Here is a 25,838-nt window from a genome sequence, read left to right as displayed (position 1 = left end):
GGTTTGGCCAGCCGCCCCACCAGATTGGCAGGCGGGCAGCGACACACCGGGACGGCGCAAAACGTCAACGCAGTCTCACTGCTCCGGGATGGTAAAGACCTGTCCCGGATAGATCAGATCAGGATTGCGGATTGCGTCACGGTTGGCGTCAAACACCCGCACATAAAGCAACCCATCCCCATAGCGCTCTCGCGAAATCGCCCAAAGCGTGTCGCCCTTTTGCACGGTGATTGCCCGCACGGGCGGCACTGGTGTGGTGCTGTCGGCAACAGGCGCTGCATCTGGCGCGGCGGGCGTTTCTGGCGCCGGAGCCAGCACTTCCGGGGCTTCCCGCTTGAAGGGCGTCTCAAGGCGGCTCAGCACCTTGCCTGACGCATCCAGCGCATCAAGGCGCAGGTTGTAGATGCCCGGCGCCACATTCGCCAGCTTGCCTGTCCAGCGCCCGTCACCTGCCACCGCAAGATCCGCGACCGCCTTGTTGTCGAGATAGGCGCGCACGACAGCATCGGCCTCTCCCCGTCCGCTGAGGATCACATCCCCTTCAGCATCATAGGAAATGGTATCCAGCGCCACACCGGTGGCGGGGGCGCCATTTGCAGGGGTTGCGGGCTGCACCAGCTGCACACCAGAGGCATCAGACCGCAACACGGCGACCTGCTTGGGGGCTGCGGGTTTCGGTGCAGGATCCACATCCGCGCCCGCATCTGCAGTCTCTGTCGTCTCTGGCACCGGCTGCGGATCGCTCTGGGCGGTGTCTGCGACCAGTGGTGCTGACTGCGGCTCGGCCACGGGGTCAGGTGCATCCACTGGCTGGGGTGCTGCGGGCTCGGCCGCGCTGTCTGCGATCTCTGCAACCTCTGCTGCAACCTCTGCTGCAACCGCGCTCGCCGCATCCCCCAGCGCCTCTGCCGTTTCATTTGCGGCATCCGCAACTGCGGTGGTCACATCCTCAGCCAGATCCTGTACCACCTCGACGGCCGCCTCGGCCGCCCCCTCTGCGCTGTCCGCCTCGGCGGTCGCAGTGATTTCTGTGTCTGAGGTCGGGGCAGGATCTACCGGCGCCTGCGCTGCCTCGGCGACAACCACGGGCGCAACAGGAGCCAGAATGAACTGCGCATCCGATGCACGCTCTTCCTCTCCCCTGCGGGCGATGAGCGAAATCACCTGCGGCTGATCCGACAGGGGCACGGTGACAAAGGCGACGAAATTGCCGTCTGCGGGAACACGCAGCGCGTCAATCTCTGCAGCGTCGAGCCGGATTGAAATCTCGCTTCCCGGCTCTGCGCGCCCTGCAATCACACCGCTGCCGTCGCTTTCAAAGCGTGCCAGATCCATCTCCGGCGCCGCAAGAGGTGGCAGAGACGCGCCTGTCTCGGCCACGCTTTCATCCGGGTCTACCGCAGCAGGGGCTGTTGCGGCGTCATCCGCCGCGTCCGCATTTGCCACATCCTCGGCATCGCTTGCCGGTTCAGCCGCCTCTTCACTGGGTTCAGCAGTTCGTTCTGGCTCTGCGCTGACCTCTGTGTCAGCCTCCGCCACAGTTTCTGGCGCACCCGTCGTTGCGGGTGTCTCTGTGCCGGTTTGTGCAGCGGTATCATTCGCTGCGTCCCCTGCACCGCTGGCTGCTGGCGTGGCAGTTGCCTGATCCGTATTTGCAGGCGATATCACCACAACATCCGACGCGCCCTTCTGATCTGCCGGTGCGACCGGGTCCGATGCCCCGCCCCATTGCAGATAAATCACGCCGCCAATCACCGCGACAACAGCCGCGACCCCACCGATGGCCGTCGCGGACATGCCGCTTTTGCCCACTTCATCCGTCATTCCGTTCCTTCCTTCTCGACGCTTCCGGACAAGGCCCGTGTGCCGATATTGCGGGATGTCTCCCCCGCTTGCTTGAGCCAACCGATCAATGTGGCTATCAGGGACCAAAGGACGACCTATTTCCCTGCAGAACACAACAAAAAAGGTGCTGAGCATGCGTATTCAATCTGTCTGTGTGTACTGTGGGGCGCGTGATGGCGCTCGCAGCAGCTATGGCGAGGCCGCCGAAGCCTTTGGCCGCGGGCTGGCCGAGCGGGACCTGCGGCTGGTCTATGGTGCCGGGGATGTGGGGTTGATGGGGCGCGTCGCGCGCGCGGCGCAGGCTGCCGGCGGGCAGACATTTGGCGTCATCCCCGAACATCTGGTGCGTCGCGAAGTCGCCAAGACCGATCTGCAAACCTATGTGGTCACCGAAACCATGCACGAACGCAAAAAGGTGATGCTGTACAACGCGGACGCCGTTGTTCTGCTGCCTGGCGGCGCGGGATCACTGGACGAGCTGTTCGAGGCTCTGACCTGGCGCCAGCTGGAGCTGCACCACAAACCGATCTTCGTGCTCAATATCGATGGCTACTGGGATCCGCTCAAGGCGCTGATCGACCATGTGGTGGGCGAAGGGTTTGCAGGCGAGGAAACCACTGCCGCTCTCACTTGGGTCACATCGGTAGAGGACGCGCTGGCCCGTATCAGCGCCCATGTCTGACGGCCTGGCGCAGGCCGCATAAAAAACGCGGCGCCATGACAGCGCCGCGTGTTCTATTCAAGTCAGCCGCGATCAGGCGGCCAGTTCCTGCGTCACGATCTCCTCGATCTTGTCGATCGGGTGATTGGTCAGGTTCTTGGGGATCTCTGCGATCACCAGATCCTGCACTTCCTTGTGCAGCTTGTCGCGCAAATCTCCCAGAACCTGAGGCGCGGCGACCAGAACAATCGGACCCAGCTTGCCCTTGTGGGCGCGCGCGTACAGCAGCTCCGCAATATCATCTGCAAACCGCTCCTTGGCCAGTTCGTGCCAGTCCGTGTCATCCAGAGCAGACCGCTGGCCGGCACCCCCGTCATGCATCCGGCCAGGCCGGTTAGCCGACTGTTCGATATCGGACGGGTTGTCCTGCTCTTCCTTCTTGCGCACCTCCAGATTGGGGTTCTGCGCATCGGTCATGTTTTCCAGCAGCAGGGCCTTTTCGCTATCTGCCACCAGAACGTAGCTGCCATGTTTCAATCCGCTCATTACTGATCCTCCTGCTCGTTGGATTTTGTCACGCGGGTCGCACCGGCCGGGCGCTCCATCGCGCGCTTTTTCTCGTCTTCGGTCGCGACCTCTCGGGCCAGTCGGCCCCCTGTGCGTCCGCCTTGGGAAATGGTGCCCTCTGCCCCCAGGATCTCCTTGGTCTCCTGACGACCATCCTTTGATCTCACGCGGTCTGCCATAGCGGCCTCCATCTCTGTTTCCGTCAGATACACAACCTTTGAGAGCGCGGATTGTTCCCCCTGAACCCTGTCATCAGACACGAAAAAACCCCGACCGCTGGCGGCCGGGGTCAATGTTTTCAAAGGCTTCTCTGCAAAAGGCAGAGGTGCCAAATCGCGATCACATGCGGGACGCGACGTTTTCCCAGTTGACCAGGTTGTCAAGGAAGTTGGTCAGATACGCGGGACGCTTGTTGCGGAAGTCGATGTAGTAGGAGTGCTCCCACACGTCGCAACCCAGCAGAGCAGTCTGACCAAAGCACAGCGGGTTCACGCCGTTTTCGGTCTTGGTCACTTTCAGGCCACCGTCGGTGTCCTTGACCAGCCACGCCCAGCCGGAACCGAACTGACCCGCGCCCGCGGCAGAGAATTCTTCCTTGAACTTGTCAACAGAGCCAAAGCTGTCGACCAGGGCCTTCTCCAGCTCGCCCGGCATCTTGCTTTCGCCCGGACCCATCATTTCCCAGAACTGGTTGTGGTTCCACAGCTGGGAGATGTTGTTGAAGATACCGTTCTGAGCAACCGCATTTGCGTCATAGGTGCCCTTGATGATCTCTTCCATCGACTTGCCGTCCCACTCGGTGCCGGCGATCAGCTTGTTGCCGTTGTCGACATAGGCCTTGTGGTGCAGGTCGTGGTGGTATTCCAGGGTCTCAGCGGACATGCCCTTGGATGCCAGAGCGTCGTGAGCGTAGGGAAGATCGGGAAGTTCAAAAGCCATTGGGGCCCCCTGTCTGAATTGTTGCGTTCCTGGCCAGATACATGCGGCTGGTCCGCCCTTTGGTCAAGGGTAAGCCGTGGAAACACCGAAAAAATAACCAAGGCTTTTCGTAAAGAGGTCGCAGCCACCCTGCGCAGATGTCGCAGATCAAACGCCGCGACACCTGCGCCTGCCGGGCGGATCAGCGCTTCATCGGGATGTTGCTGCGCACACAGGTGCCGCTGCCCGAGGGGCGGTTGTCATAGCCATGAACCCGCGCCGGATCATATCCAGAGATCATTGTCGTGAAGTGTCGGATTGCGGCCTGTCTTGCTAGCCCTGATCGGCGGCGGCTTCCTCGATCACCATTTCGCTGATCAAACGACTGCATTCGCCCACCCCACGCGGCTGATCCACATCCACCACGTCAGAGATGACCTGGACCGACAGCTTCATGTTGCGGGTGTTGAGAATGGCGCGGTAGTGGATCTCTCCGAGATCCCCGCCATTGCCAAAGGAGGGCGTCTTGATCAGCCAGCTGATCCGATAGGACGTCGGCCCCATCTCGAAAAAACCCGCGCTCAGCTTCTGGCCTGACAGGGCGCTGAAATTTCCATCGTGAGAGACTTCGCCCTTCCATCCGTCCTTGAATGACAGATGGATCTCTCTTGGGATCCATCCATGACTGGACAAGGATTTGACATGACAATGGAATTCGCCATCAAGCGCGTGCGCAGGCGTCCCGGCGGAAAGTCCAAGGACAAAAGCTGCACCCACCTTCGCCCCAAAGAGCGAAGTGATTTTTGACAAACCGACCATGTCGACCCCAAATCACGTCCAAAGGACAGGCGATGAGCCTCGTCCTTCTCAGTCACAAATAATTGGATCTGGCGGCGCACAAAAACATGGGGCAAAACACCCCGAAAGACAGTAAAATGCCCCCGGAAATACCGGGGACAGATTATCGAAGACTTTACGATCACACAAGGTGAAATTGTCGCAGATCAGTAGACGCCAACCTTGGATTGTGGATGTGCGGATACCGACAACAGATTGAACACATAGGCCGCGACCGAGCGGAAGCAGACGATATGGAATGCGCCATCATCGTCCAGCCAGAAGGCCGCGGCGACCTGGGCCATGCGGGTGCGGCGGAACTGACCGGGCTTGAAAGCCTCAGCCGACATGTCCACCGGGCAGATCTTGGCCAGAACCTCGCGGGCGCCATCGCCGGACAAGCGGAACACACCGCGCGCGTCCGACACGTTGACGGCCAATGCGTGCTCGCCCTTCAGTGCCTCTGCCAGATCAGCAACCTTGGCGTCAACCACCTCGTAAGGAACGAGCAGCAACAATTCGTCTGGCGACATCCATGCCACCCCGCCCTCAGCCGAGAGCGACACGTGACCGCTGGCAGGAACATCTGCCCCGGTGGCGGCCTTCACGGCCGCCTTCAGGGTGTCAGATGCCAGATCACCGCGCAGGGTAATCATCCCCTGCAGACCGCTGTCCTCGACCTGTGCCAGGCCGGAGAACTTCGCACCATTCATTGCGCTGACAGGATCAGACATTCTGCTTTTCCCCTTCCTTGTCGTAAAAGACCTGATCGACGATCTTGGCCTTGTAGATTTTCCCGTCGGTGCCGGGGAACTCGATGACCTCACCCATGCGGCTGGGGCCATGCTTGACCAGGCCCATGGCAATGCCACGCCCCAGGTTCGACGAATAGTAGGTCGAGGTCACACGACCGATGGTGTTCTTCTGGCCATTGGCGTTGACGCCATTGCCCACCGCATAGGCCCCATCCGGCAGGACAGATCCATCAACGGTTTCCAGACCCACCAGCTGCCAACGGTCGGGGTCGGCCATGTGGCTGCGGGAATGGGCGCGCTTGCCGAGGAAGTCTTCCTTCTTCTTGGACAGCGCCCAGTTCAGGCCCAGATCCTGCGGAATGACAGTGCCGTCGGTCTCATCACCAATCATGATAAAGCCCTTCTCGGCCCGCAGGATGTGCAGACATTCGGTGCCATAAGGCATCACGCCGAATTCCTGACCCGCTTCCATCAGCGCGGTCCAGAACGCCAGACCGTCAGAGGCTGCAACCGCGATCTCGTAAGACAGCTCGCCCGAGAAGGAGATCCGATAGGCCCGCGCCTTGAAGCCGCCGATCTCTCCGTCGCGCCACTCCATGAAGGGCAGCGCTTCCTTGGACAGATCCATGCCACCGCCTGCTTTTTCGTTCAGCTTTTCCAGCACCTTGCGGGCGTTGGGGCCAACGACGGCGACCTGCGCCAGCTGTTCGGTGACATTGGCAACATAGACTTTCCAGTCCCACCATTCGGTCTGCAGCCATTCTTCCATGTGACCATGGATGCGCTCGGCGCCGCCGGTGGTGGTGTGGCACAGCCAGGTGTCTTCGTCGATACGCGCAACCACACCGTCGTCGATGAGGAAGCCGTTCTCGGAACACATCAGACCATAGCGACATTTGCCCGGCTTCAGTGTCGACATCATGTTGGTGTACATCATGTCGAGGAACTTGCCTGCATCCGGTCCTTTGACAACCAGCTTGCCAAGGGTCGATGCATCCAGCAGGCCGAGGTTGTCGCGGGTGTTCTTCACCTCGCGGTTCACCGCGTCATGCAGGCTCTCGCCAGAGCGGACATAGGCGAAAGGACGGCGCCACTGGCCAACCGGTTCCCAATCCGCCCCGTTGCTGTCGTGCCAGTCATACATCGGCGTCTTGCGCAGCGGCTGGAAGATCTCACCGCGGGCTTCACCGCCGATCGCACCCATCGAAATCGGGTGATAGGGCGGACGGAAGGTGGTGGTGCCCACCTGCGGAATTTCAGAGCCGAGCGAGTCCGCCAGAATGGCCAGACCGTTGATGTTGGACAGTTTGCCCTGATCGGTCGCCATGCCCAGCGTGGTGTAACGCTTGGTGTGCTCAACGCTTTCAAAGCCTTCGCGCGCTGCCAGCTGCACATCCGACACTTTGACGTCGTTCTGATAATCCAGCCAGGTTTTCATGCGCAGCTTGATGTCGGCCTTGGCAGGCATCAGCCAGACAGCTTCCATCGCGTTTTCTTCAGGCGCCACGGCGGCAGGTGCATCACCAACCTTGGGGGTGAAACCCGCGGCATTGGCAGCCGCTTCACCGGCGGTCTGCGCGTCATGCAGCGCATCGGCCAGACCTGCAGCGCCATTGGCGGCACCGGCCGCAATGACAAAGCCATTGCCATCCGCACCCAGTGGCGGACGCTCTGGATCGGGGCGGAAGTTGGCATGCGCCTCATCCCAGATCAGCTTGCCACCGCAATGGGACCACAGGTGGACCACTGGCGACCAGCCACCGGACATCGCGACCGCATCGGCCTCGACCTCTTCCTGCGCACCGCCCTCGCCGTTCTGAGCGCAGATCGCCACGCCAGTGACACGCTTGCTGCCTTTGACCTTGGCAATGGCGCGGCCACATTCGACACGGATGCCCAATGCGCGCACCTCTTCCATGAGACTGCCGCCACCGCTGTCGCGGGTATCCAGCACGCGGACCACCTCGACACCGGCACCATGCATCGCAATGGCGGTGCGGTAGGCGTCGTCGTTGTTGGTGGCAACCACAACCTTCTGGCCCGGGGTCACCCCCCAGTTGACCGCATAGTCGCGCATCGACGCTGCCAGCATGACGCCGGGAATGTCGTTGCCTGCAAAGGACAGCGGACGCTCGATCGCACCGGTCGCGGTGACAATCTGGCTCGCCCGGATCCGCCACAGGCGGTGGCGCGGACCACCCTGCCCCGGTGCGTGATCGGTCAGACGTTCATACCCCAGCGCATAGCCGTGGTCATAGACGCCTGCGCCCATGCAGCGATCGCGCAGGGTGACATTGTCCATGCCGCGCAGCTCTTCCAGGGTTTTCTCAACCCAGGCACCCGGCTCCATGCCCTCGATGGTGCCGCCATCAACCGGCGCACGACCACCCCAGTAGTTGTGCTGCTCAAGCAGCAGAACCTTGGCGCCGGACTGTGCCGCGACCTTGGCAGCCTGCAGACCAGCCACACCACCACCAATCACCAACACATCGGCGAAGAAATAGAAGTGCTCGTAGGTGTCTGCATCCTTCAGCTCTTTGTCCGGTGCTTTGCCCAGACCAGCAGACTGGCGGATGATCGGCTCGTAGACGTGTTTCCACAGCGGACGCGGGTGGATGAACATCTTGTAATAGAAACCCGCCGTCAGGAAACGGCCAAGCTTGTTGTTGATCGCCAGCACGTCAAAGTCGAGGCTGGGCCAGTGGTTCTGCGACTGTGCCGACAGACCCGAGAACAGCTCGGTCGTGGTGGCGCGCTGGTTCGGCTCAAAACGATCGCCGGTGCCTAGACCCACAAGCGCATTGGGCTCTTCGGGGCCCGCAGCAACCAGACCACGGGGGCGGTGATACTTGAACGAACGACCGACCATCATCTGGTCATTGGCCAACAGGGCAGAGGCCAGCGTATCGCCTGCATAGCCCTTCATCCGCTTGCCGTTGAAGGTGAATTCGATCTGTTTGGAGCGGTCGATCAACCGGCCGTTTTTGGCAAGGCGCGTGCTCATGTGGCGGACCTTTCGCAAGAGAAGGCGACAGAAAGGAAAGAGAGGCTCAGGCGGATCATTTCACATCCCGCCATGTCCAGTTCGGACGCTTTTCAGAAATCTTGTCCTGGATTTCCTTGGGCGGCTCGGTGGTCTGGGCACTGTAGGTGCCAAAGACTTCCAGCGTCATGGTGCAGCGCGCAGCATGGAACCACTTGCCGCAACCATTGGCATGGCGCCAGCGCTCGAAATGCACGCCCTTGGGGTTTTCGCGCATGAACAGGTAGTCGTGGAACTCTTCGTCCGACGAACCGGGGCCAAAGCGCTTCAGATGCGCTTCGCCGCCAGCGGCCAGTTCGGTTTCTTCGGCTTTGACACCGCAATATGGGCATTCAAGGATCAGCATTGTGCGGACCTCTCCAACTGGGGGCCAAGGATTTTGGACAATCCCTGGCAAAATTCTTCCAAGAATTTTGCGACGGTGCGCGGCATCAGTGCGCCACACCCGCTGCAACGCTCTCATCGATGAACTTGCCTTCCTTGAAGCGCATCATCGAAAACTCTTCGGCCAGCGGCGAGTGGCCCGTGGCCATCAGCTCCGCCATCGCCCAGCCAGAGCCGGGGATCGCCTTGAAGCCGCCGGTGCCCCAGCCTGCGTTGACAAAGATGTTGTCCACCGGCGTTTTGGAGATCAGCGGCGAGCGGTCGCCGGTCACATCCACGATCCCGCCCCACTGGCGCAGCATCTTCAGGCGGCTGACCATCGGGAAGGTTTCGTTCAGCGCGCGCACGGTTTCCTCGATATGGTGGAAAGACCCGCGCTGGGTGTAGTTGTTGAAACCGTCGGTACCACCACCGATCACCATCTCGCCCTTGTCGGACTGCGACATGTAGCCATGCACGGTGTTCGCCATCACGACCACATCCATGCAAGGTTTGATCGGCTCGGAGACCAGCGCCTGCAGCGCCACGGATTCAACCGGCAGACGGAAACCCGCCATTTCGGAGAGATGCGAACAGTTGCCCGCAACCACCATGCCCAGCTTGTCACAGTCGATCGCACCTTTGGTGGTGTCGACCCCGACCACACGACCGTTTTCGGATCGCACGCCGGTGACTTCGCATTTCTGGATGATGTCCATGCCCATCGCAGAACACGCACGGGCATAGCCCCAGGCCACGGCATCATGGCGCGCGGTGCCGCCACGTTCCTGCCACAGGCCACCCAGAACCGGATAACGCGGGCCTTCAAGGTTGATGATCGGCACCAGTTCCTTGACGCGGGCAGGCTCGATCCATTCGGTCTGTACACCCTGCAGCGCGTTGGCATGTGCGGTCCGCTTGTAGCCGCGCACTTCGTGCTCGGTCTGGGCCAGCATGATGACGCCACGCGGCGAGAACATCACGTTGTAGTTCAGGTCCTGGCTCATCGTCTCATAGAGAGAGCGCGCCTTCTCGTAGATCGCCGCAGAGGGATCCTGAAGGTAGTTGGAGCGGATGATGGTGGTGTTGCGCCCGGTGTTGCCGCCGCCCAACCAGCCTTTTTCCAGAACGGCGACATTTGTGATGCCGAAGTTCTTTCCAAGGAAATAGGCAGTGGCAAGACCGTGGCCACCAGCGCCAACGATAATGACATCGTAGCGGCGTTTCGGTTCAGGAGAGCGCCAGGCGCGTTCCCATCCGGTGTGGTAGCGCAGCGCCTCACGCGCGACAGCAAAGGCAGAATAACGTTTCATGGGCGAATCCGATGGTTCGAGACTGTTACCGGGTATGCCCCAGACGCATGCCAGGCCTGCGCCGTTTATCGTCGCATTTATGTATGGTTGCGACATGCGCGCCGTAAACCGGTCGTAAAGCTGTTACAGATCAGCCGGCCGGTCCAACCCGGCGCGATCACCGCCCCCCTTGCGCCCCCAAACGGCCATTCGACTGACCACCCAGATGACGCTCTGGGCGGCGGCCCTGTCAGCAACAGGACAGCACGCCGCAGCGTTTAGGTCTTTTTTCCGCCCCCCTGCAGCTATACATGGGGAACAAACTGCGGGAGCCCCCATGACTTTCTGGATTGTCATCAGCCTCATCACCCTGGCCACAGCCGGTCTGCTGTCTCTTGTTCTGATCCGGGGGCGCGACAGCGGTGGACCTGCGGCAGCCTATGATCTGGCCGTCTATCGCCAACAGCTACGCGATGTTGACAAGGATCTGGCGCGTGGCGTCCTGCAGGAAAGCGACGCAGAGCGCATCCGCACCGAGATTTCCCGCCGCATTCTGACCGCCGATGCACAGATGCGCGCCGCCGCCGAAGGCAAGGCACAGCCCAAAACCGCAAGCAGCATCATGGCGGCCCTGGTGGTGGTGGGTGTCTCTGGCGCCGTCTACGGGCTCTATTCCACCCTGGGCGCCCCCGGCTACAGCGACCTTGGCCTGCAACAGCGCATCGCCGCCGCCGCAGAGCGCGCGGCAAACCGTCCAAGCCAGGCCGAAGCCGAGGCAGATCTGCCCCCCTCCCCCCCGCGCGAGGTTGAGCCGGGCTATGCCGAACTTGTCCAGCAGCTGCGCGACACCGCCAATGCGCGCAAGGACGACGCACAGGGTCAGGCCCTGTTGGCCCAGCACGAAGGCAACCTTGGCAATTTCTCTGCCGCCGCGCAGGCCAAGGCAAATTATATCCGCATCATGTCCGGCGATGTTGAGGCCCGCGATTTCGGCGAGCTGGCAGAGCTGCAGATCATGGCCGCAGGTGGCTATGTCTCGCCAGAGGCAGAGGACGCGCTGCGCACTGCGCTTACGCTTGATCGCTACGACGGTGGTGCCCGCTATTACTGGGGGCTGATGATGGCACAGATTGGCCGTCCGGATATCGCCTATGAGGTCTGGAGCGAAACCCTTGCAATGGGTCCGGCCAACGCCCCATGGGTCACCGCCATCACCGCCCAGATCGAAGACATCGCGTTTCGCGCCGGTGTGGATTATACCCCCATCGAACCCGGCAGCGCCCCGGTTCCTGGCCGTGGCCCCGCCATTTCTGGCCCAAGCGACGCCGACATCGCCGCCGCACAGGACATGAGCGCAGAAGACCGCGCCGCGATGATCCGGGGCATGGTCGAGGGGCTGTCTGACCGGCTCGCCACCACCGGCGGCACACCGCAGGAATGGGCCCAGCTGATCGGCGCATTGAGCGTCCTGCAAGAAACCGACCGCGCCCGCGCGATCTATGCCGAGGCCCAGAAGGTCTTTGCCGACACTCCCGACGCTCTCGCCCCCATCACCGCCGCCGCGCAAAGCGCAGGACTGACAGAATGATCTATGACGACTTCGAGGCCTTCGCGGCCGCCGTTCCCTCCCTTAGCCCCATCGCCGGTCTCGATTTTGGCGACAAGACCGTTGGCGTTGCCATCTCTGACCGGATGGGCACCGTCGCGACCCCTCTGGAAACGATCCGACGCAAGAAATTCACGCTGGATGCCGAAAAGCTCTTCGACATCGTGAAGGCCCGCGAGATCGGCGCGCTGCTTCTTGGGCTGCCACGCAACATGGATGGCACCGAAGGCCCCCGCTGCCAGAAAACCCGTGCCTTTGCCCGCAATCTCAGCCAGCTCACGGATCTGCCCATCGGCTTTTGGGACGAGCGTCTGAGCACAGTTGCCGCGGAAAGAGCGCTTTTGGAGGCCGATACGAGCAGAAAGCGTCGCTCTGAGGTTATCGACCACGTGGCAGCCTCCTATATCCTGCAGGGGGCGCTTGACCGGATGCGCCATCTGAAAACAGGTTAAGGCGGGAACAACGACATGAGCCAAGACGTCTGGAAACGCGACGAAGTGCAATCGCCCTGCATTCAGATCTGCGTGGTCCACCCCGAGGCCCGGATCTGTACCGGCTGCTATCGCTCTATCGATGAGATCACCCGCTGGTCAAAGATGACCAATGAGGAACGCGCTAGCCTGCTTGAACAGCTTCCGGCCCGCGCATGTGACCTGACCAAGCGCCGCGGCGGGCGCAGCGCCAGACTGAAGCGCGGCTGACGCGGCGCAGGCGCTGATGTTGCGCGATGGCCCTATCTGGCTGATCGGGCTGGAAAATCCCGCCTGTTACATCAGCACCGCCTGTTAACACATTGATAATCATGCGGAACGTGTGTTGACCCATTGTTTCGCACGCGAAACATTCGGACAGGTTTGCTGACCTATGCCAGCCAGCCTGTGTCCCGGTTGGTCCAATCCGCCAGTTCAGGCCGGAAATAGGCAATCATGCGCCCCTCTTCCGGTGCGCTTGCCCCCTCGCCCCAGGGGGCAACCCCATGCAGACAGAGGCGGTGCATCAGATAGGCCTCTCCCGGTTTGGCCGAAACCGTCACACGCGGACAGGTTTCAAACACCTCTGCGCGGGCTGCAGTATAGGCATCCGTCACATCCACATCTGCCCAGCTGGACCGCGGCGTATCGCCAAAGGCGGCGGCAAAGGCACGGCGCATAATGTTATGGCTACCCTCCCAGACCACGAGGGGAGACGCATCTTCACTGGCTTGGTTCAGGGGCAACCCCAAGACCCAGGCATGAGGTTCCTCCACCTTGCGGCGGCGATGTTCACCATACATCTTGACCCCATCCACATGGGCGGCGTCCCGTTTGATCCGGTAGCGCAGCGCCGCTTCGCCTTCGCCCGGACGGGGGCGCGGGTAGCCGGGAAACACCGACGACACCTGCGCCCGGTGCAAGGGCGGTATCGCGCCCAGATGGGTGCGGATGAATTCGATCGCGGGCCCCGCCAAGGCCGGGCCACCGGGCAGCTGACCGGAGCTGTCATTGGGCAACGCATCAACGCCGATGAACCAGGTGCCCTCGCATTGCAGCCAGTCGGCATTGGCGGGATCCTTCAGCGCGGCCATGCCCGCCTGATGGGCATGTCTGGCCCAATCGGCGGTTGCCTGATCCGGGCCAAAGGCGCACCAGCCCTTGTCACAAAACTGCTGCCACTGCATCACCGGCTCCTGACGTTCAACAACTCCATGCCGCCAGCCTAACGCCAGCAGCCCGCCAGATCAGAGCCCAAGCGACTTTCGCAGCATGTTTAGCGCCACAAGGATCAGGAAAATCGCAAACACCCGCTTGAGCGGTTTGGGATCCATTGCATGGGCAAGCTTTACCCCCCAGGGGGCCGTGATCAGCGTCATCGCAATGACCACGACAAAGGCCACCAGATTGACCGCCCCAACAGTCAGTGGCGGGCGCGCAGCCGCATCGATGGGCAGGAACAGAAAGCCGATCACCGAAGGCACCGCGATGATCACACCGAACCCCGCAGCCGTGGCCACGGCGCGATGAATGGGCGTTGCGTGCAAGCTCATCAGGGGCACCCCGAAACTGCCACCGCCAATCCCCATCAGCACCGACAGGAACCCCACCATCGGCGACAGGACAATCCGGCGCAGACCCTTGGGCATTTCACTGCCCAACCGCCAGTCTGCACGACCAAAAGCCATGTAGAGACCAATCACCAGCGCAAGCACCCCAAACAACGCCTGCAGCGTGGTGGAGCGCAGCGACGCCGCAACCGTCACACCGATGATGGCGCCAACCGCAATCCCCGCCCCCCAGCCGCGCAGGATATCCCAGTCGACTGCACCTTTCTTGTTATGGCTCAGGACCGAGCGCACCGAGGTCACGATGATGGTGGCGAGCGATGTCGCCAGGCACATCTGCATCAGCTGGTCGCCGCCATAGCCAAGGGTCTGGAACACATAGAAAAACGCAGGCACCAGAACGATGCCACCGCCCACGCCCAACAGCCCGGCCAGGACACCTGCCACCGCACCCGTCACCACCAAGAGCCCGGCCATCTGCGCCAGCAGCCCCGGCGTCATGGCAATTGCGCTCTCGCTCATCAGGGGGGAAATCATCGCCTGCATCTCGGTCTCCTCTGGCGCGGATCTTGCCGCTCTCGGTCTGCTCTTTGCAACGTCGCTGGCCCGCCATCACCGGCGCCAAGCGACCTCTGCCCGACCAACTGGCCGGGCCGCTGCCCTGCTTGTTGTGGTGATATAGCCGGATTGCGGCACATGGCAGTCTTTTTCTTGCGTCACACGCCGCTGTGACCCCGGTTTCCTGCCCTGCCCCAACTGCGCGCGCCCCAGACAGGCGCCGCCCGACAGGCTTGCCGGATCAGTCGGCCGGATCAGCCTGGCCGGATCAGGCCGCCTGCCCGGTCACCTGCTGCAGCGCCGCCTCGACCAGTTCGGTGCCCGCGCCCGGACGGCTTGCGCCCTCAGACAGAACCCGGCGCCAGTTGCGCGCACCCGGACGGCCGGCAAACAGCCCCAGCATATGGCGCGTGATCTGATGCAAGCGGGCGCCTTTTGTCATCTCATCGTCGATATAGCCGAGCATCTGCGCAACCACCTCGACCGGATCGCTCACCTCTCCCGTGCCATAGATCCGCCGATCCGCCGCACACAGGATATCGCTCGGCTGATGATAGGCCGCACGGCCCACCATGACCCCATCCAGACCGCGATCAAGATGCTCAACCGCTTGATCAAGCGAGGTAATCCCCCCGTTGATCGAGATATGCAGCGCCGGAAACTCTGCCTTCATCTGATGCACGATGTCATAATCCAGCGGCGGAATATCGCGGTTTTCCTTAGGGCTCAGCCCCTTGAGCCAGGCCTTGCGCGCGTGGATCGTCACCCGCTTGCACCCAGCCGCAGCAATCGCCGCGATAAAGCCCGGCAGCACCTCTTGCGGGTCCTGATCATCCACACCGATGCGGCATTTGACCGTCACCTCGACGTCGACCATGGCCTGCATGGCCGCCACACATTCGGCCACCAGATCGGGGGATTTCATCAAAACCGCCCCAAAGGCCCCGGACTGAACGCGGTCACTGGGACAGCCGCAATTGAGGTTGATTTCATCATAGCCCGCCTGCCCACCAAGGCGCGCCGCCTCAGCGAGCTCTGCCGGGTCCGAACCACCAAGCTGCAGCGCCACCGGGTGCTCTTCGACCGAGTGATCCAGCAAATGCAACGCGCCCCCCCGCACCAAAGCCGGCGCCGTCACCATCTCCGTGTAAAGCAACGCCTCCCGGCTCAGCAGACGATGCAGATAACGGCAATGGCGGTCTGTCCAATCCATCATTGGCGCAACCGACAACCGGGAACTCCTCCAAATATCTGATTTGATTAGCTTTTCTCGCATATCGACACCAGTTTTACGGCCAATGTTGGACCTGATTATTGCGTATTTCCGCCCATTCTGGCACGTTGTCCCAACAAATGTTGGGATGTTCTACGCAATGTTGGGACCATGGGATCAGTAACAGAACGCAAGCGCTTGGACGGGTCGGTCGGCTATCTCGCACAAATCGACCTGAAACGAAACGGCAAAAGATTTCGCGACAACCGCACCTTTGAGAAGCGATCAGCCGCTGAAGCCTGGATCAAAAAGCGTGAAAAGGAGGTCAAGGCCTTTGAAGGTGACTTCCTTACATTGAAGCAGCGTAACAAGACTTTGGCAGATGCGATCGACCGCTACGTTCTCGAGAGCCAACGGGAGATTGGTCGCACGAAGGCGCAAGTACTCAGAACCATTAAAGAATACGACATTGCGAGCTTGAAGTGCGCAGATATTGTCAGCCCTGATATCGTCTCGTTTGCTCAAGAACTAGCGATTGGCAAAGAACCAGCAACTGTCTCAAACTACCTCAGCCACCTAAGTTCCATTTTCGCCATCGCAAAGCCTGCTTGGGGTGTTCCACTTGACGGTCAAGCGATGAAAGATGCGATGGTTGTCTGCAACCGTCTCGGATTGTCCGGCAAGTCAAGGAAACGAGACCGGCGCCCTTCCCTGGCCGAACTCGACGCATTGCTAGACCATTTTCAGGTTGCGACGGCTAGCAACCCTCGGGCTTTGCCCATGCACAAGATTGTTCTCTTCGCCCTTTTCTCCACTCGGAGGGAAAGCGAAATCACCAGGATCCTACGCAGTGATTTGGACCCAGAGTATGGCCGGGTGTTCATCCGAGACATGAAGCATCCTGGCGCAAAGCTTGGCAATGACGTCTGGTGTGATCTTCCTCAACGAGCGATGGACGTCGCCTTATCCATGCCTGTCAGCCCTGATGGCCGGGTGTTTCCGTTCAACCCCGATACCATTTCCTCGAGGTTCACGCGCGCCTGCAAAGTTCTCGATATCAGAGATCTGCGGTTCCACGATCTACGCCACGAAGGCGCCTCACACTTGTTCGAGTTGGGCTACTCAATTCCCCAAGCGGCCGCCGTAACCGGTCACCGCTCGTGGTCCTCCCTACAGCGATACACTCACCTTCAACAAACGGGGGATAAATTCGAAGGATGGAAATGGATCAGCAGGATAAACTGAATTTCCAACGGCCTCACCACCCCACAAATAAGCACCCCTCTGTTAGAAGAGCAAACACCCCTGGGAACCGAAACAAAAAGCCATGGTTGAGCAAGCGTGGCTCCCATCACCCTCTCATATCCGTGCAACTAGGCAGACGAGCAGAACATAGCCTCACACTAGGCTATTGCGTGAGGGCCAATAAGGATATGATGGAGCATAAAAACTCATCCGGCCCACGGAGGAAGCAAGCATGAGTTCGCCTTTAGAAATCCATAGTTTGACATGGAATGTGACACCCGACCTTCTGGGCATCTTGGATCATGGTGGTTTCTTCGTTGAAACCAATCCCGCATGGCAGCACACACTCGGTTGGGAGCCGCAAGAAATCAAGGAAAGAACCTTCTTTGATTTTCTGCATCCGGATGACATCTCAAACAACGCGAAAGCATTTACTGAGATCAAGACCGGCAAGCCGATCCTAAATTTTGAAAACCGCTACCGCCACAAAGACGGAACGTATCGCTGGCTGTCATGGAATGCCGTGCCCGAAGGAGAGAATTTCTTTTGTAGTGCACGAGACATTTCTGTCGCCAAGCAGAATGCCGCCTCACTTCAGTCTAGAGAGCAGGAAGCAGCTCTGAGAGAGCAATTCGTAGCAGTGCTCGGACACGATCTTCGTAATCCACTCAGCGCGATACGGTCGGCAGCCAACATTATGAAGCGAGAAGAGCAATCGGAGCGAACAAGCGAGATGCTTGAAGCAATTGATGGTGCTGTTAATCGGATGGCGGGACTGATCTCAGATGTAATGGACTTTGCCAGATCAAAACTCGGGAGCGGCCTTGATGTATCCACAACGCAGCGGATTAACCCAGGCGAGGTCATTCAACAAGTTATCGACGAAGTTTCGCTGGCAAACCAAGATCGAGAAATTATCCAAGCGCTCGATTTTGATGACTTCATATACGGCGACGAGACCAGACTTGCACAACTTGCCTCAAATCTACTGGCAAACGCGATCACACATGGCGCCGCAACTTCTCCGGTGTTTGTTGAGCTCACCCACCGAGACTGTTGCTTGGAATTAAGCGTCGCGAACGCGGGCGAACCGATACCACCCGATAAGCTGAAAACGATTTTTGAACCTTTTTACATGGCTGAGCCTGGCGAGCAGAACAAAGGACTCGGTCTTGGGCTTTTCATAGCCTCGCAAATTGCCGAAGCGCATGGCGGAAAGATGTCCGTGGACTCGAACAACTACAGGACCGTCTTTAGGTTTTCCATGCCAACCCAAAGACCATAGAAACTGAAAACCCGCAGCGTGGGAAACCACACTGCGGGTCCTCTGAACAAGAAATTTGCGGAGCAATCTCAACGCTGAGAGGAACGCTGCTCAACGCTCTTGTCCGGAAAAGCAACCCCAGAAAACAAAGAGGAGGCGTCTTCGTAGGTACCAGTTCCCCTTCCAATTGACAACAATCACCAAGCCTGTTTTCAAACCGACGTCCAGTAAGGCTGTGTCGGCACATCCCATTGCCAAGATGTACGCAAAGCTCTCCTTGTTGCCCGTGTTTTGCTAGAAGAAACCAAGACCTTTGGTTTTGTCCAACCATTTGAAGATACCATCTGGTATCATCGCAGTCTCGTAAGCTGACGCTATTCGGAACACCTTGGACCCCCATCGAGAGTTGTCTCAAGTCGAACAACCGGAGCAATGCTGGCGGAAATAAAACTACGAAAAGAACATCTGTCTGCCTCCCGTGCGCTTTTCGAAGCCCCACAGAAAGGGTCCTCAACCAACCGATCAGCGCTTGTCAGCTAAGATACGACCAACACTTTCCAACTTCCCAGCATTACAGCGCGCTGTTGCGCGCCAGCCCAATGCAAGCTCTGCAAGGCCGCCCTCCGTCCGGCTGCCCTTTGTCGGCTCCGGGCACGATTTCAATAGAGACGCCGGGATTTCACGCTCCACATAGACCGGCACAGGGTCGCGGAAGAAACCACTACAGCCCGTCAAAGACATCGCCAAGAAAATCAGACAAAGGCGCATGATATCCCTCCTTCCCTCTAAGCTCTTTCAGCTGGATCTCATGTGCAGCCCGCACCGCTTGCAGGCGCGCTATGTGGGCATCGAGAACCGCAGCAGCTTGCCGCGCGTTTTCGATCTGGCGAGCCTGTACGGACAGGCGACCTTGCGCGGCCTCTAGCTGATCCCGCAGGCCATCGTTGCGCCAGCCAAGATAGACAGAAACAATGCCGCAGATGATTGCGAGCCCCAAGGCGCAAACAGCCATGACACGCATCACGCCGCAGCCCTCACGTCAGGAAGGTGTTCAGAGATCATCGCGCGGATGCGATCACCGACCACCAACGGATCGCCGGGCTTGCTCATACCGGGCAACCAAGTGATGTCCCATTTCCACTTTTGCCGAATACCAAAGATCGGCTGGATCTCAGCATGAGTGGGCATCCCATATCGGTTGATCGGGATCCAATACTTGACGCTGTACTCTGCCGCCCACTTGCAGAACTCATCGAGCTGGCGCGGCGTCATCGGCGCGGATCCCCGGTCAAAGGGGCGCTCGACAGCACCCACCATAGCATCGACGCAATGACCGATGGCACCGGTGTTGAAGTTGAGCGTGTGCGACGCCGCCTTTCCCACGGCATAGCGGGCCTGAGCCTCTGGCGGAAACTCTCCCTGCACTCGCGCGCCGTCATGGGTAACGAGGGAATTGTAGGCTGTGCGTTCGATCCCATTCACACCAACGGCCCCGCCGGACCAATGCAGATGAACCCGGCGCAATCCGGAATGGTGGAACAGGTGAGACACCTCAGAGCCCCGCACAGCCTTCAGAGCCACACTGAGGGCCATTCGGGTGCGCTTACCCATGATGCCATCAATAGGCCCCGGATTGTGGCCCAGGGCAGCGCAGCGAGCCTGCACATCACGGATGGAAAAGTTCATTGCGGGGCACCTCCTGATTTTCGGGGGAGTTCATGGCGAGCATCGCAGAGGCGAGGACCAGCCAAACAAGGACAGACAGAGCAAGACGCACCCGCCGCCAGAGCGACGAACGCAGGAAGCGAAGCCACCGCCCGGCACGCAAACGCAGCACCGGGCGAGATAGGGAAGCCAGAAGGCTGATAAGGGCGCTCAACTCTTCTGCCCTCCAAACGCGCTGATCACCTTGACCAGAAGCCCCATCAGCGGAGCCCGCGCCTTGCTGAAAAAGTCATGCGCGACATAGGCCACCAGAAACGCGATGATCAAAGTGAGCGCCGGGATATCGACACCCCAAACGCCGCCTATGAACTGAGCCGCCAAAGGGCCACCCAGAACACCGATCATCATGTTGAAGACACTCACCACGACCGCGGGGCGCCAGCTCAGCTCTTCCTCTTCCAGGAGCGCCATGGCCACGCCCAGAAACACCACGACCACAACCGGCCAAGATGTCCCGTAGCTGGTCAGCATGGCTGTCACGGCCCCCAGCACCCCAGCCATCGCTGAGGAAAACAACTCCAGTTTCAAAAGCGTTGCTCCTTATCGCCAATTGTGGATTGTGACGGCTAACACCATGGCCAGCCTGCGAACGCGAGAGACGCCATCAGCGCGCAGCGCTTCAGAAAAGGGGGCTGCCGCACTCACTCGCCCCCAGCGCAACCGATGCAGGGCAAAATCATGGAAGGCAGCAGCCCGCAAATAGCGGGGATCATGACGATCAAACGCCAGCCCAGCCCACCAGGGTATCGAAACATCAAACCGAAAGCCCGCGGGCACTGACACCCACAAGCCAGATCCCTTCACCCCGATCTCCCACCGCACCGGCGCGGTGGTCACATATCGGTCGCCCCGGCGCGCATACCAGCGGGCCGGTTCAGGCAATTCTCCTGCCATCTTTCCTCTCACTAATGCCTTGAATGAACTCAGGGTCAGACCTTCAGTCAGACCTTCAGTCTTCCCTCGATACTGCTGCGCAGCCCTGCCGACTTGGAGTAGGTCAGCTCAACTGTCTCCAGAATGAATACGCGCGCATCAATACCCGGACGAATACCGCTGTATTGCATTGGCTGACCTGCCATTAGAGACGGATTGCCCAATACCGTGCAGCTGGTTCTGATTTGACCGCGCTGGATCTCTTTAGCTGCGGCCTCTGCAGCTCGCCGCGCCTCCGCCTCAGAGCTGAATGGATCCGACAAGACCCGCTCGCCGTTGGCTGCCTTATCAGCGGTTACGACAACCTCACGCCGCTTAGCCCCCGCCTTGTCCTGCCAGTAGCACTTGACGGTTTTGAACCGCTCAACATCGCTATCGGAGACGCGACAGGTGCCGATCAACACGTCCTGCCGACCGATCACCGCTTCAGGGATATCATCTCCCGCCGCAGTCTTCCCCGCCCCCCGCTCCAACCAAAGCAGGCGCCCAGCCTTGATCGTAAACAGAGCATCATGTCGCCGAGCCAATCTCTCCAGAAAGTTCAGATCCGATTCATCCTGCTGCCCGATCCAGTCATACTTGTGACCGGCTACGGCATCAGCAATCTGCGGCTCCAGGTCATGCTCTTTGGCAATCTCAGTGACGATATGTTTCACCGTCGCACCATCCCAATGACGGGATTTCTGAGTTTTCATTTCGGCCCGGAAGTCAGCCGAATGCGCCCGGACGCGGATCACAAACGGCAAGCATTCATTCTCCACCTTATCAACAATGAAGGCACCCAGATCAGCAGCACCACGCAACCCCATGCGGACACTGACACGCACCACAGCGCCCCGCCTTGGCGATGCAAAATGCGGAGGACTGTCATCAAAGGACATTTCCAACGTATCCGCCTGCACGCCTTCGCGATCCGATATGCTCAACTCTATGAGCCGGTCGAAGAAGGCCCCCGAAACAGGCACACCATCAACCGTAACCAGCAACACCGGATGCGTCGTCATGACCAAAGCCGCAACATGCCGTCGCCCTCCTGAGGCTGCAGATCCGGCAAGACAACCAGCACGCCCGCAGGCAAGCGATGGGCAACCTTTGCGATCTGCGGATTTGCCCTAAGGACCGCCTCCACCGCACCGGCTTGACGCCCGTATTCGCGCTGACAGATGAGGTCGAGCGCATCCCCTTCGCGGGTTCGATATTCAACCGCCATCACAACCCTCGCAGCAAAGACAACAGAGAAAAACCAAACCCGATCTTGCGCAGCTTTAGAGAGTAGCCAACGCGCGCCGGAGCGCCCTTGCGATCATAGAAGCCCCCCTCTTCATCAACCCCCTCAATCGCGTGCAGGCCATAGATCCTGCCACCGCCTGACAGGAGGATCTGCGGCACCCCAAGTCGCGCTGACATCTTGATGCCATTCAAAGTGCCTTCCCCACCAAACTCAGCCGGAAACGCCACGCCCTTGATGGTGATCACCTCAGATGTGGGGCCAGTCCACTGCAGGACGTTCAGCCGCCCCGCAGTCTCCAGCTCCGCCCAGGTCGCATCCAGCTTGCGCTCCATTTCCGTGAAGCCCAGGCCATGCGCCTTAAACTTGAACGGGCCTAGCGCCATTGGAACGGGTCCGGACATTGCTCATCACCTCCTTAGTCGGAAAACCGCCCTTCCAGCACAGAGGAAAGGCGCCGCCCCAGCTCACCTGCGGCACTCACCGCAAAGCTCTGCGGATCACTGACAGACCCCGGCACCGGGATCTCAATTGAGATATTGTCGATATGAACCGTGCGCCCGCCCGCCGGAGCAGTGGAACTTGCAGCTGCGGGGGCGGCCACACTGGCCACCGTCGCAGCAATCGCCCCCGACCGCCGCGCAACGCCCGCCATCCTCTGCATCGCCTCAAACTGGCGATGTGTCGCGACATAGGCCGACCGGCTGGAAAAGATCGGCTCCGGCCCCAGCTCGCCTGCCAAATAGGGCAGACCCGCCTTTATGGGACCGCCACGGGCACGGGCGCCCGCAATCGGCGTCACTTCACGCGCGGGCCCCAGCGAGGTTTGCAGCTGCGAACCACCACCTGAAGGATTGCGCGCGGCCTGCACCAGCTCTTTGATCTTTGCCAACGCCCGGTCGATGGATGCAGTATCCACCACCGGCGCCACCCGCGCACCATCCAGGACACGGATCGCTTCAGCCAGCTCTGCTGATGCCACCTCCGCTTCCTCAAACCGCTCTTCTGCGGCGCGCAGGCCCGATAGAGCAGCATCAAGATCCGCTTGCGCCGTGATCCAGAGAGGATTGGTGATGCCACTGGCAAACTCAGGCGCAGACGCCAGAGCCTCTTGAGCCGCTTCCACCTCCTGACGGTAGGCCGCTACCTCTTCGCGCAGATGAGCCACCCGCTCAGCCGTTGGCCGGCCATTCTCCGGAGTGAACCGCTCCACTGTCTTTACAGCTGCGCGCGTCGCATCATCCTGCGGCAAGAAGGCCTCATCGGTCCTAGGCGGAGCGCCATGAACCCACTCAACTGCCCCCTCATACTTTTCCATCATCCAGCCAAGGCCCGGCACAGAGCGCAGCGCGCCGTCAAGGCGCCGACGATTGCGCTCCTGAAACGCCTGCAATTCTTCAGGCTCTTCAGGCACCTGCTGCATGGCCAGATAGGTGGTAAGCCCAGCAAGCGCGCCCTTCCATTTTAGGCGGGACAGGCTGCGGTTCATCGCGGCAGTGCGGGTATCAACACCATTTTTAAGCAGATCCAGCTCAGACAGCGCTGAACGCCGCAACCCTGAGAAGCCAGCAGCAGCCGGGCCAAAGTTTGGCGCGATTGAGGACATCCCCATAATGCGGGATGCAACACCACCCAGCCCGCCGCTGGCGAAGATCGCCCGCGCCCCCAGACCAGCAAGGCCAAAGCGCAAAACAGCAATAGTGCCGATCAGAGCCGCACCCGCCGTCAACAAAGCACCGCCTGCAACAGCCATGCCACCCAGGGCCGCCGCGCCGATCACAAGCCAGCGCGTGAGGGTGGGATGCTCTTCAATCCACACTGTTGTGGTCTTCAGAAGCCCCCGCATGGTAGTGAGGATTTCATTGTATACCGGCAGAATAGTTTCACCGGCAGCCGACTGCACCCGCTTCCATTCATTGGCAAGCAACTGCTCATTGTTCTGCGTGGTGGCTGCCCTCGCCCGATACTCCTTTTCCACACTATCGGGCTCGCCAACCGACCCCAAATAGTCAGCAGGATCGGCCAACAGCTTCAGCATCTTTGGCTGCAGCTGCATGTTGTTGATCAGCTTGCCCAGCTCACGCGCCTCGTCCCCGAAGAGATCAGACATCACCGAGGCCTGCAGGTGCTTTGGCAGATCGTTCAGGCGACGGATCACATCATTGGTGGTGCCAACCGCATCCTGCTGCATCGCCAAGGCGACCTTTTCCGCATCGAGCCCCAGCTTCTTAAACGCTTCAGACTGGCGATCTGTGGAGCTGGCCCCGCGTGTCAGCGCGCGCCCCATGTTCCGGAACGAGGTTGCAGCCGTATCCGCCTGAGCCCCGGCTGCGATCATGGCGGCGCCATAGGTCAGGGTTTCATTTGCCGAGAACCCATAGCGCGCACCGTCGCTACCCGCACGGTTCAGGAACTCCAGCGTTTGATCCGCTCGCGCCGCCGAGTTGTTGGACAGGTGGTTCATCGCGTTAAAGAGATTTGAGGTCTCTTTAAGGTTCAGCTCCATGGCGGTTTTCACCTTTGCCATGGAATCCCCCGCCATCTCAGCTGAGATATCAAAGGCAACGCCGACCTTGGCCGCCAGCTCTGCGAACTCGATCAACTCTGCCTTGGCAATACCAGACTGCCCACCAGAGGCCACGATTTGGGCAAGCTCTTCAGCCGTCATAGGGATGTCGGTAGACAGCGCCTGAATGTCCCGGCGCATCTGCCGCAGGCCTTCGGGGCTATCAAAATCCACAACCTTGCGGACATCCGCCATTGCGGTCTCAAGCTGCTTGGCCTGCCCTACTGGACTGGCGACACCGGAGAGGATCCGGCGGCCGGTCTGAACAGATGCCGCGCCAACAAAGCTGACGTTTGCAGCACGGGCCAATGAGCGGTCCATCTGTTCGCGGGAGCGCGCAATGCGCTCCTGCATTTCCGCAACACGCTTCAACTTATTGATCTTGCGATCAAACCCGGCAGAAGACGCATCCAGCGCCGATTTCAGGCGCTGTTCAGCCCCGGCCAGACGCGAGGTGTCCACGCCGGTCGATTGCAGCTCAGAGCGCAGTGTAGTGAGTGCCTGCCGGTTCTTACGGTGGCGCGCCTCCAGTTTGTCAGCAGATGCGCGGGCGCGGTCGAACTCCGCCCGCATCTTTGCAGTGGGCTGCTTGGTGCGTTTGATTTCAGCTGCCAGCTCGCGAACCTTTTCACGCGCCGCATCAAGGCTCTCGCCAGATTTGCGCATAACCGCTTGCTTGGCCTTAAAGTCCTCAATCAGTTTTAGCGGGCCACGGATGGCCTGCAGCCCCTCCAAATCGCGACGAACCTGGTCGGAGAAACGCCCGGTCGTCTTACCCATGGCCTTGACTGTTTTGGAGTATTTATCAACCGCCTGAATGCGCAGCTGGGTGGTGTAGCGCTTGTTAGCCATGGCGGCAGGCCTCCTTGAATTGCCGCGCAAACTCACCCATATTCAACGTATGGATGTGTTTGCGATGATCTTTGCTTTGGTGATGCTTGCCGCCGCGGTTGCGGCGACAATTGCAATTGGAATTTATGCGGGCGGCATTTGGGGGGCTTTGGCCTTTGCCGCTGTGCTGTTTGGCCTCTACAAAGCCTTCTCGCACCAAACTGGCCCCAGCCGCCCGCTTCGCGGGAAAGAGCTGAACGCTTTCCAGAAAGCCTTGTCCGAGGACTAAGCCTGCGGCAGCGGCCTCTGCAGCTCCCACATTTTCTCCGCAGCCTTTGCCCATTTGGAGA

Annotated in this window: 28 protein-coding genes; 7 read left to right on the top strand and 21 right to left on the bottom strand. The window is 60.1% G+C overall.

The window, feature by feature from the left end; translation table 11 throughout:
- Nucleotides 1-75 precede the first annotated feature (75 nt).
- Complete coding sequence (locus KUV39_RS17655) at nucleotides 76-1,824, bottom strand: LysM peptidoglycan-binding domain-containing protein (protein WP_222460504.1); 1,749 nt, start codon at nucleotides 1,822-1,824, stop codon at nucleotides 76-78.
- Between the two features lie 154 nt (nucleotides 1,825-1,978).
- Between KUV39_RS17655 and KUV39_RS17650 the strand changes: the two genes are divergently transcribed.
- A complete protein-coding gene (locus KUV39_RS17650; protein ID WP_037302275.1) occupies nucleotides 1,979-2,527 on the top strand; it encodes an LOG family protein in 549 nt (182 codons plus the stop codon).
- A gap of 72 nt (nucleotides 2,528-2,599) precedes the next feature.
- Here the strand turns inward: KUV39_RS17650 and KUV39_RS17645 are convergent, their stop codons facing one another.
- The 8 genes from KUV39_RS17645 to KUV39_RS17610 form a co-directional block, all read right to left on the bottom strand.
- Nucleotides 2,600-3,052: a host attachment family protein gene (locus KUV39_RS17645; protein ID WP_222460503.1), complete on the bottom strand. Its 453-nt coding sequence runs from the start codon at nucleotides 3,050-3,052 to the stop codon at nucleotides 2,600-2,602.
- Nucleotides 3,052-3,333, bottom strand: a complete 282-nt coding sequence (locus KUV39_RS17640) for a hypothetical protein (protein WP_317962038.1) — start codon at nucleotides 3,331-3,333, stop codon at nucleotides 3,052-3,054. Before KUV39_RS17640 ends, KUV39_RS17645 begins: the two co-directional genes overlap by 1 nt.
- 79 nt (nucleotides 3,334-3,412) lie before the next feature.
- Nucleotides 3,413-4,012 carry a superoxide dismutase gene (locus KUV39_RS17635; protein WP_008563207.1) on the bottom strand — a complete coding sequence of 200 codons (600 nt, stop codon included), beginning with the start codon at nucleotides 4,010-4,012 and terminating at the stop codon, nucleotides 3,413-3,415.
- A gap of 312 nt (nucleotides 4,013-4,324) precedes the next feature.
- On the bottom strand, nucleotides 4,325-4,810 hold the full coding sequence (locus KUV39_RS17630) for a hypothetical protein (RefSeq protein ID WP_222460502.1): 486 nt from the start codon (nucleotides 4,808-4,810) through the stop codon (nucleotides 4,325-4,327).
- A 185-nt stretch (nucleotides 4,811-4,995) separates the two neighbouring features.
- A complete protein-coding gene (locus KUV39_RS17625) occupies nucleotides 4,996-5,562 on the bottom strand; it encodes a sarcosine oxidase subunit gamma (RefSeq protein WP_050672553.1) in 567 nt (188 codons plus the stop codon).
- Entirely contained in the window at nucleotides 5,555-8,587 is a 3,033-nt protein-coding gene (locus tag KUV39_RS17620; RefSeq protein WP_222460501.1) for a sarcosine oxidase subunit alpha family protein, read from the bottom strand. Before KUV39_RS17620 ends, KUV39_RS17625 begins: the two co-directional genes overlap by 8 nt.
- Nucleotides 8,588-8,642: 55 nt before the next feature.
- On the bottom strand, nucleotides 8,643-8,972 hold the full coding sequence (locus KUV39_RS17615; protein ID WP_008563085.1) for a sarcosine oxidase subunit delta: 330 nt from the start codon (nucleotides 8,970-8,972) through the stop codon (nucleotides 8,643-8,645).
- Nucleotides 8,973-9,057: 85 nt separating this feature from the next.
- Nucleotides 9,058-10,302, bottom strand: a complete 1,245-nt coding sequence (locus KUV39_RS17610) for a sarcosine oxidase subunit beta family protein (protein ID WP_008562504.1) — start codon at nucleotides 10,300-10,302, stop codon at nucleotides 9,058-9,060.
- 316 nt (nucleotides 10,303-10,618) lie between these two features.
- On the opposite strand from KUV39_RS17610, the gene ccmI reads away from it, so the two are divergent.
- The 3 genes from ccmI to KUV39_RS17595 are packed head-to-tail and all read left to right on the top strand — an operon-like array spanning nucleotide 10,619 to nucleotide 12,588.
- On the top strand, nucleotides 10,619-11,869 hold the full coding sequence (gene ccmI, locus KUV39_RS17605; protein ID WP_222460500.1) for a c-type cytochrome biogenesis protein CcmI: 1,251 nt from the start codon (nucleotides 10,619-10,621) through the stop codon (nucleotides 11,867-11,869).
- Nucleotides 11,866-12,339: a Holliday junction resolvase RuvX gene (ruvX, locus tag KUV39_RS17600; protein ID WP_222460499.1), complete on the top strand. Its 474-nt coding sequence runs from the start codon at nucleotides 11,866-11,868 to the stop codon at nucleotides 12,337-12,339. The genes ccmI and ruvX overlap by 4 nt, the downstream gene beginning before the upstream one ends.
- A gap of 15 nt (nucleotides 12,340-12,354) precedes the next feature.
- The gene (locus tag KUV39_RS17595; RefSeq protein ID WP_222460498.1) at nucleotides 12,355-12,588 is read left to right on the top strand and encodes a DUF1289 domain-containing protein; all 234 of its coding nucleotides are present in this window, start codon (nucleotides 12,355-12,357) and stop codon (nucleotides 12,586-12,588) included.
- Nucleotides 12,589-12,749: 161 nt separating this feature from the next.
- Here the strand turns inward: KUV39_RS17595 and KUV39_RS17590 are convergent, their stop codons facing one another.
- The 3 genes from KUV39_RS17590 to dusA form a co-directional block, all read right to left on the bottom strand.
- Nucleotides 12,750-13,544, bottom strand: coding sequence for a hypothetical protein (locus KUV39_RS17590; RefSeq protein WP_222460497.1), 795 nt, complete (start codon nucleotides 13,542-13,544; stop codon nucleotides 12,750-12,752).
- Nucleotides 13,545-13,604: 60 nt separating this feature from the next.
- On the bottom strand, nucleotides 13,605-14,471 hold the full coding sequence (locus KUV39_RS17585) for a sulfite exporter TauE/SafE family protein (protein WP_222460496.1): 867 nt from the start codon (nucleotides 14,469-14,471) through the stop codon (nucleotides 13,605-13,607).
- A gap of 280 nt (nucleotides 14,472-14,751) precedes the next feature.
- A complete protein-coding gene (gene dusA / locus KUV39_RS17580; RefSeq protein WP_222460495.1) occupies nucleotides 14,752-15,759 on the bottom strand; it encodes a tRNA dihydrouridine(20/20a) synthase DusA in 1,008 nt (335 codons plus the stop codon).
- Between the two features lie 108 nt (nucleotides 15,760-15,867).
- Here dusA and KUV39_RS17575 point away from each other — a divergent pair, with 108 nt between their 5' ends.
- Nucleotides 15,868-16,941 carry a site-specific integrase gene (locus tag KUV39_RS17575; RefSeq protein WP_222460494.1) on the top strand — a complete coding sequence of 358 codons (1,074 nt, stop codon included), beginning with the start codon at nucleotides 15,868-15,870 and terminating at the stop codon, nucleotides 16,939-16,941.
- A gap of 232 nt (nucleotides 16,942-17,173) precedes the next feature.
- On the top strand, nucleotides 17,174-18,226 hold the full coding sequence (locus tag KUV39_RS17570) for a PAS domain-containing sensor histidine kinase (protein WP_209033372.1): 1,053 nt from the start codon (nucleotides 17,174-17,176) through the stop codon (nucleotides 18,224-18,226).
- Nucleotides 18,227-18,727: 501 nt separating this feature from the next.
- Here KUV39_RS17570 and lysC read toward each other — a convergent pair.
- The 9 genes from lysC to KUV39_RS17530 all read right to left on the bottom strand — a co-directional run bounded on the left by lysC (nucleotide 18,728) and on the right by KUV39_RS17530 (nucleotide 25,509).
- Entirely contained in the window at nucleotides 18,728-18,946 is a 219-nt protein-coding gene (gene lysC / locus KUV39_RS18805) for an Rz1-like lysis system protein LysC (protein ID WP_419555547.1), read from the bottom strand.
- Nucleotides 18,927-19,226 (bottom strand): hypothetical protein, encoded by a 300-nt coding sequence (locus KUV39_RS17565; RefSeq protein ID WP_244998448.1) that lies wholly within the window; start codon nucleotides 19,224-19,226, stop codon nucleotides 18,927-18,929. Before KUV39_RS17565 ends, lysC begins: the two co-directional genes overlap by 20 nt.
- Nucleotides 19,226-19,891: a peptidoglycan-binding protein gene (locus KUV39_RS17560; RefSeq protein WP_168578499.1), complete on the bottom strand. Its 666-nt coding sequence runs from the start codon at nucleotides 19,889-19,891 to the stop codon at nucleotides 19,226-19,228. The genes KUV39_RS17565 and KUV39_RS17560 overlap by 1 nt, the downstream gene beginning before the upstream one ends.
- Nucleotides 19,892-20,080: 189 nt before the next feature.
- On the bottom strand, nucleotides 20,081-20,458 hold the full coding sequence (locus KUV39_RS17555) for a hypothetical protein (RefSeq protein ID WP_050672543.1): 378 nt from the start codon (nucleotides 20,456-20,458) through the stop codon (nucleotides 20,081-20,083).
- A gap of 12 nt (nucleotides 20,459-20,470) precedes the next feature.
- Entirely contained in the window at nucleotides 20,471-20,824 is a 354-nt protein-coding gene (locus KUV39_RS17550; RefSeq protein WP_222460492.1) for a DUF1353 domain-containing protein, read from the bottom strand.
- Between the two features lie 47 nt (nucleotides 20,825-20,871).
- Nucleotides 20,872-21,867, bottom strand: coding sequence for a phage late control D family protein (locus tag KUV39_RS17545; protein WP_244998447.1), 996 nt, complete (start codon nucleotides 21,865-21,867; stop codon nucleotides 20,872-20,874).
- Complete coding sequence (locus KUV39_RS17540; RefSeq protein WP_209033377.1) at nucleotides 21,864-22,073, bottom strand: tail protein X; 210 nt, start codon at nucleotides 22,071-22,073, stop codon at nucleotides 21,864-21,866. The genes KUV39_RS17545 and KUV39_RS17540 overlap by 4 nt, the downstream gene beginning before the upstream one ends.
- Nucleotides 22,073-22,495, bottom strand: coding sequence for a phage tail protein (locus KUV39_RS17535; RefSeq protein ID WP_209033379.1), 423 nt, complete (start codon nucleotides 22,493-22,495; stop codon nucleotides 22,073-22,075). The genes KUV39_RS17540 and KUV39_RS17535 overlap by 1 nt, the downstream gene beginning before the upstream one ends.
- Nucleotides 22,496-22,509: 14 nt before the next feature.
- Nucleotides 22,510-25,509: a phage tail tape measure protein gene (locus KUV39_RS17530; protein ID WP_222460491.1), complete on the bottom strand. Its 3,000-nt coding sequence runs from the start codon at nucleotides 25,507-25,509 to the stop codon at nucleotides 22,510-22,512.
- On the opposite strand from KUV39_RS17530, the gene KUV39_RS17525 reads away from it, so the two are divergent.
- Nucleotides 25,508-25,777 (top strand): hypothetical protein, encoded by a 270-nt coding sequence (locus KUV39_RS17525; protein ID WP_209033383.1) that lies wholly within the window; start codon nucleotides 25,508-25,510, stop codon nucleotides 25,775-25,777. The two genes, KUV39_RS17530 and KUV39_RS17525, sit on opposite strands and share 2 nt — an antisense overlap.
- The last annotated feature ends 61 nt before the right edge of the window (nucleotides 25,778-25,838 follow it).

This window comes from Phaeobacter italicus, assembly GCF_019801785.1.
GTDB lineage: Bacteria > Pseudomonadota > Alphaproteobacteria > Rhodobacterales > Rhodobacteraceae > Phaeobacter > Phaeobacter italicus.
This window is presented reverse-complemented; position numbering and strand designations above follow the sequence as displayed.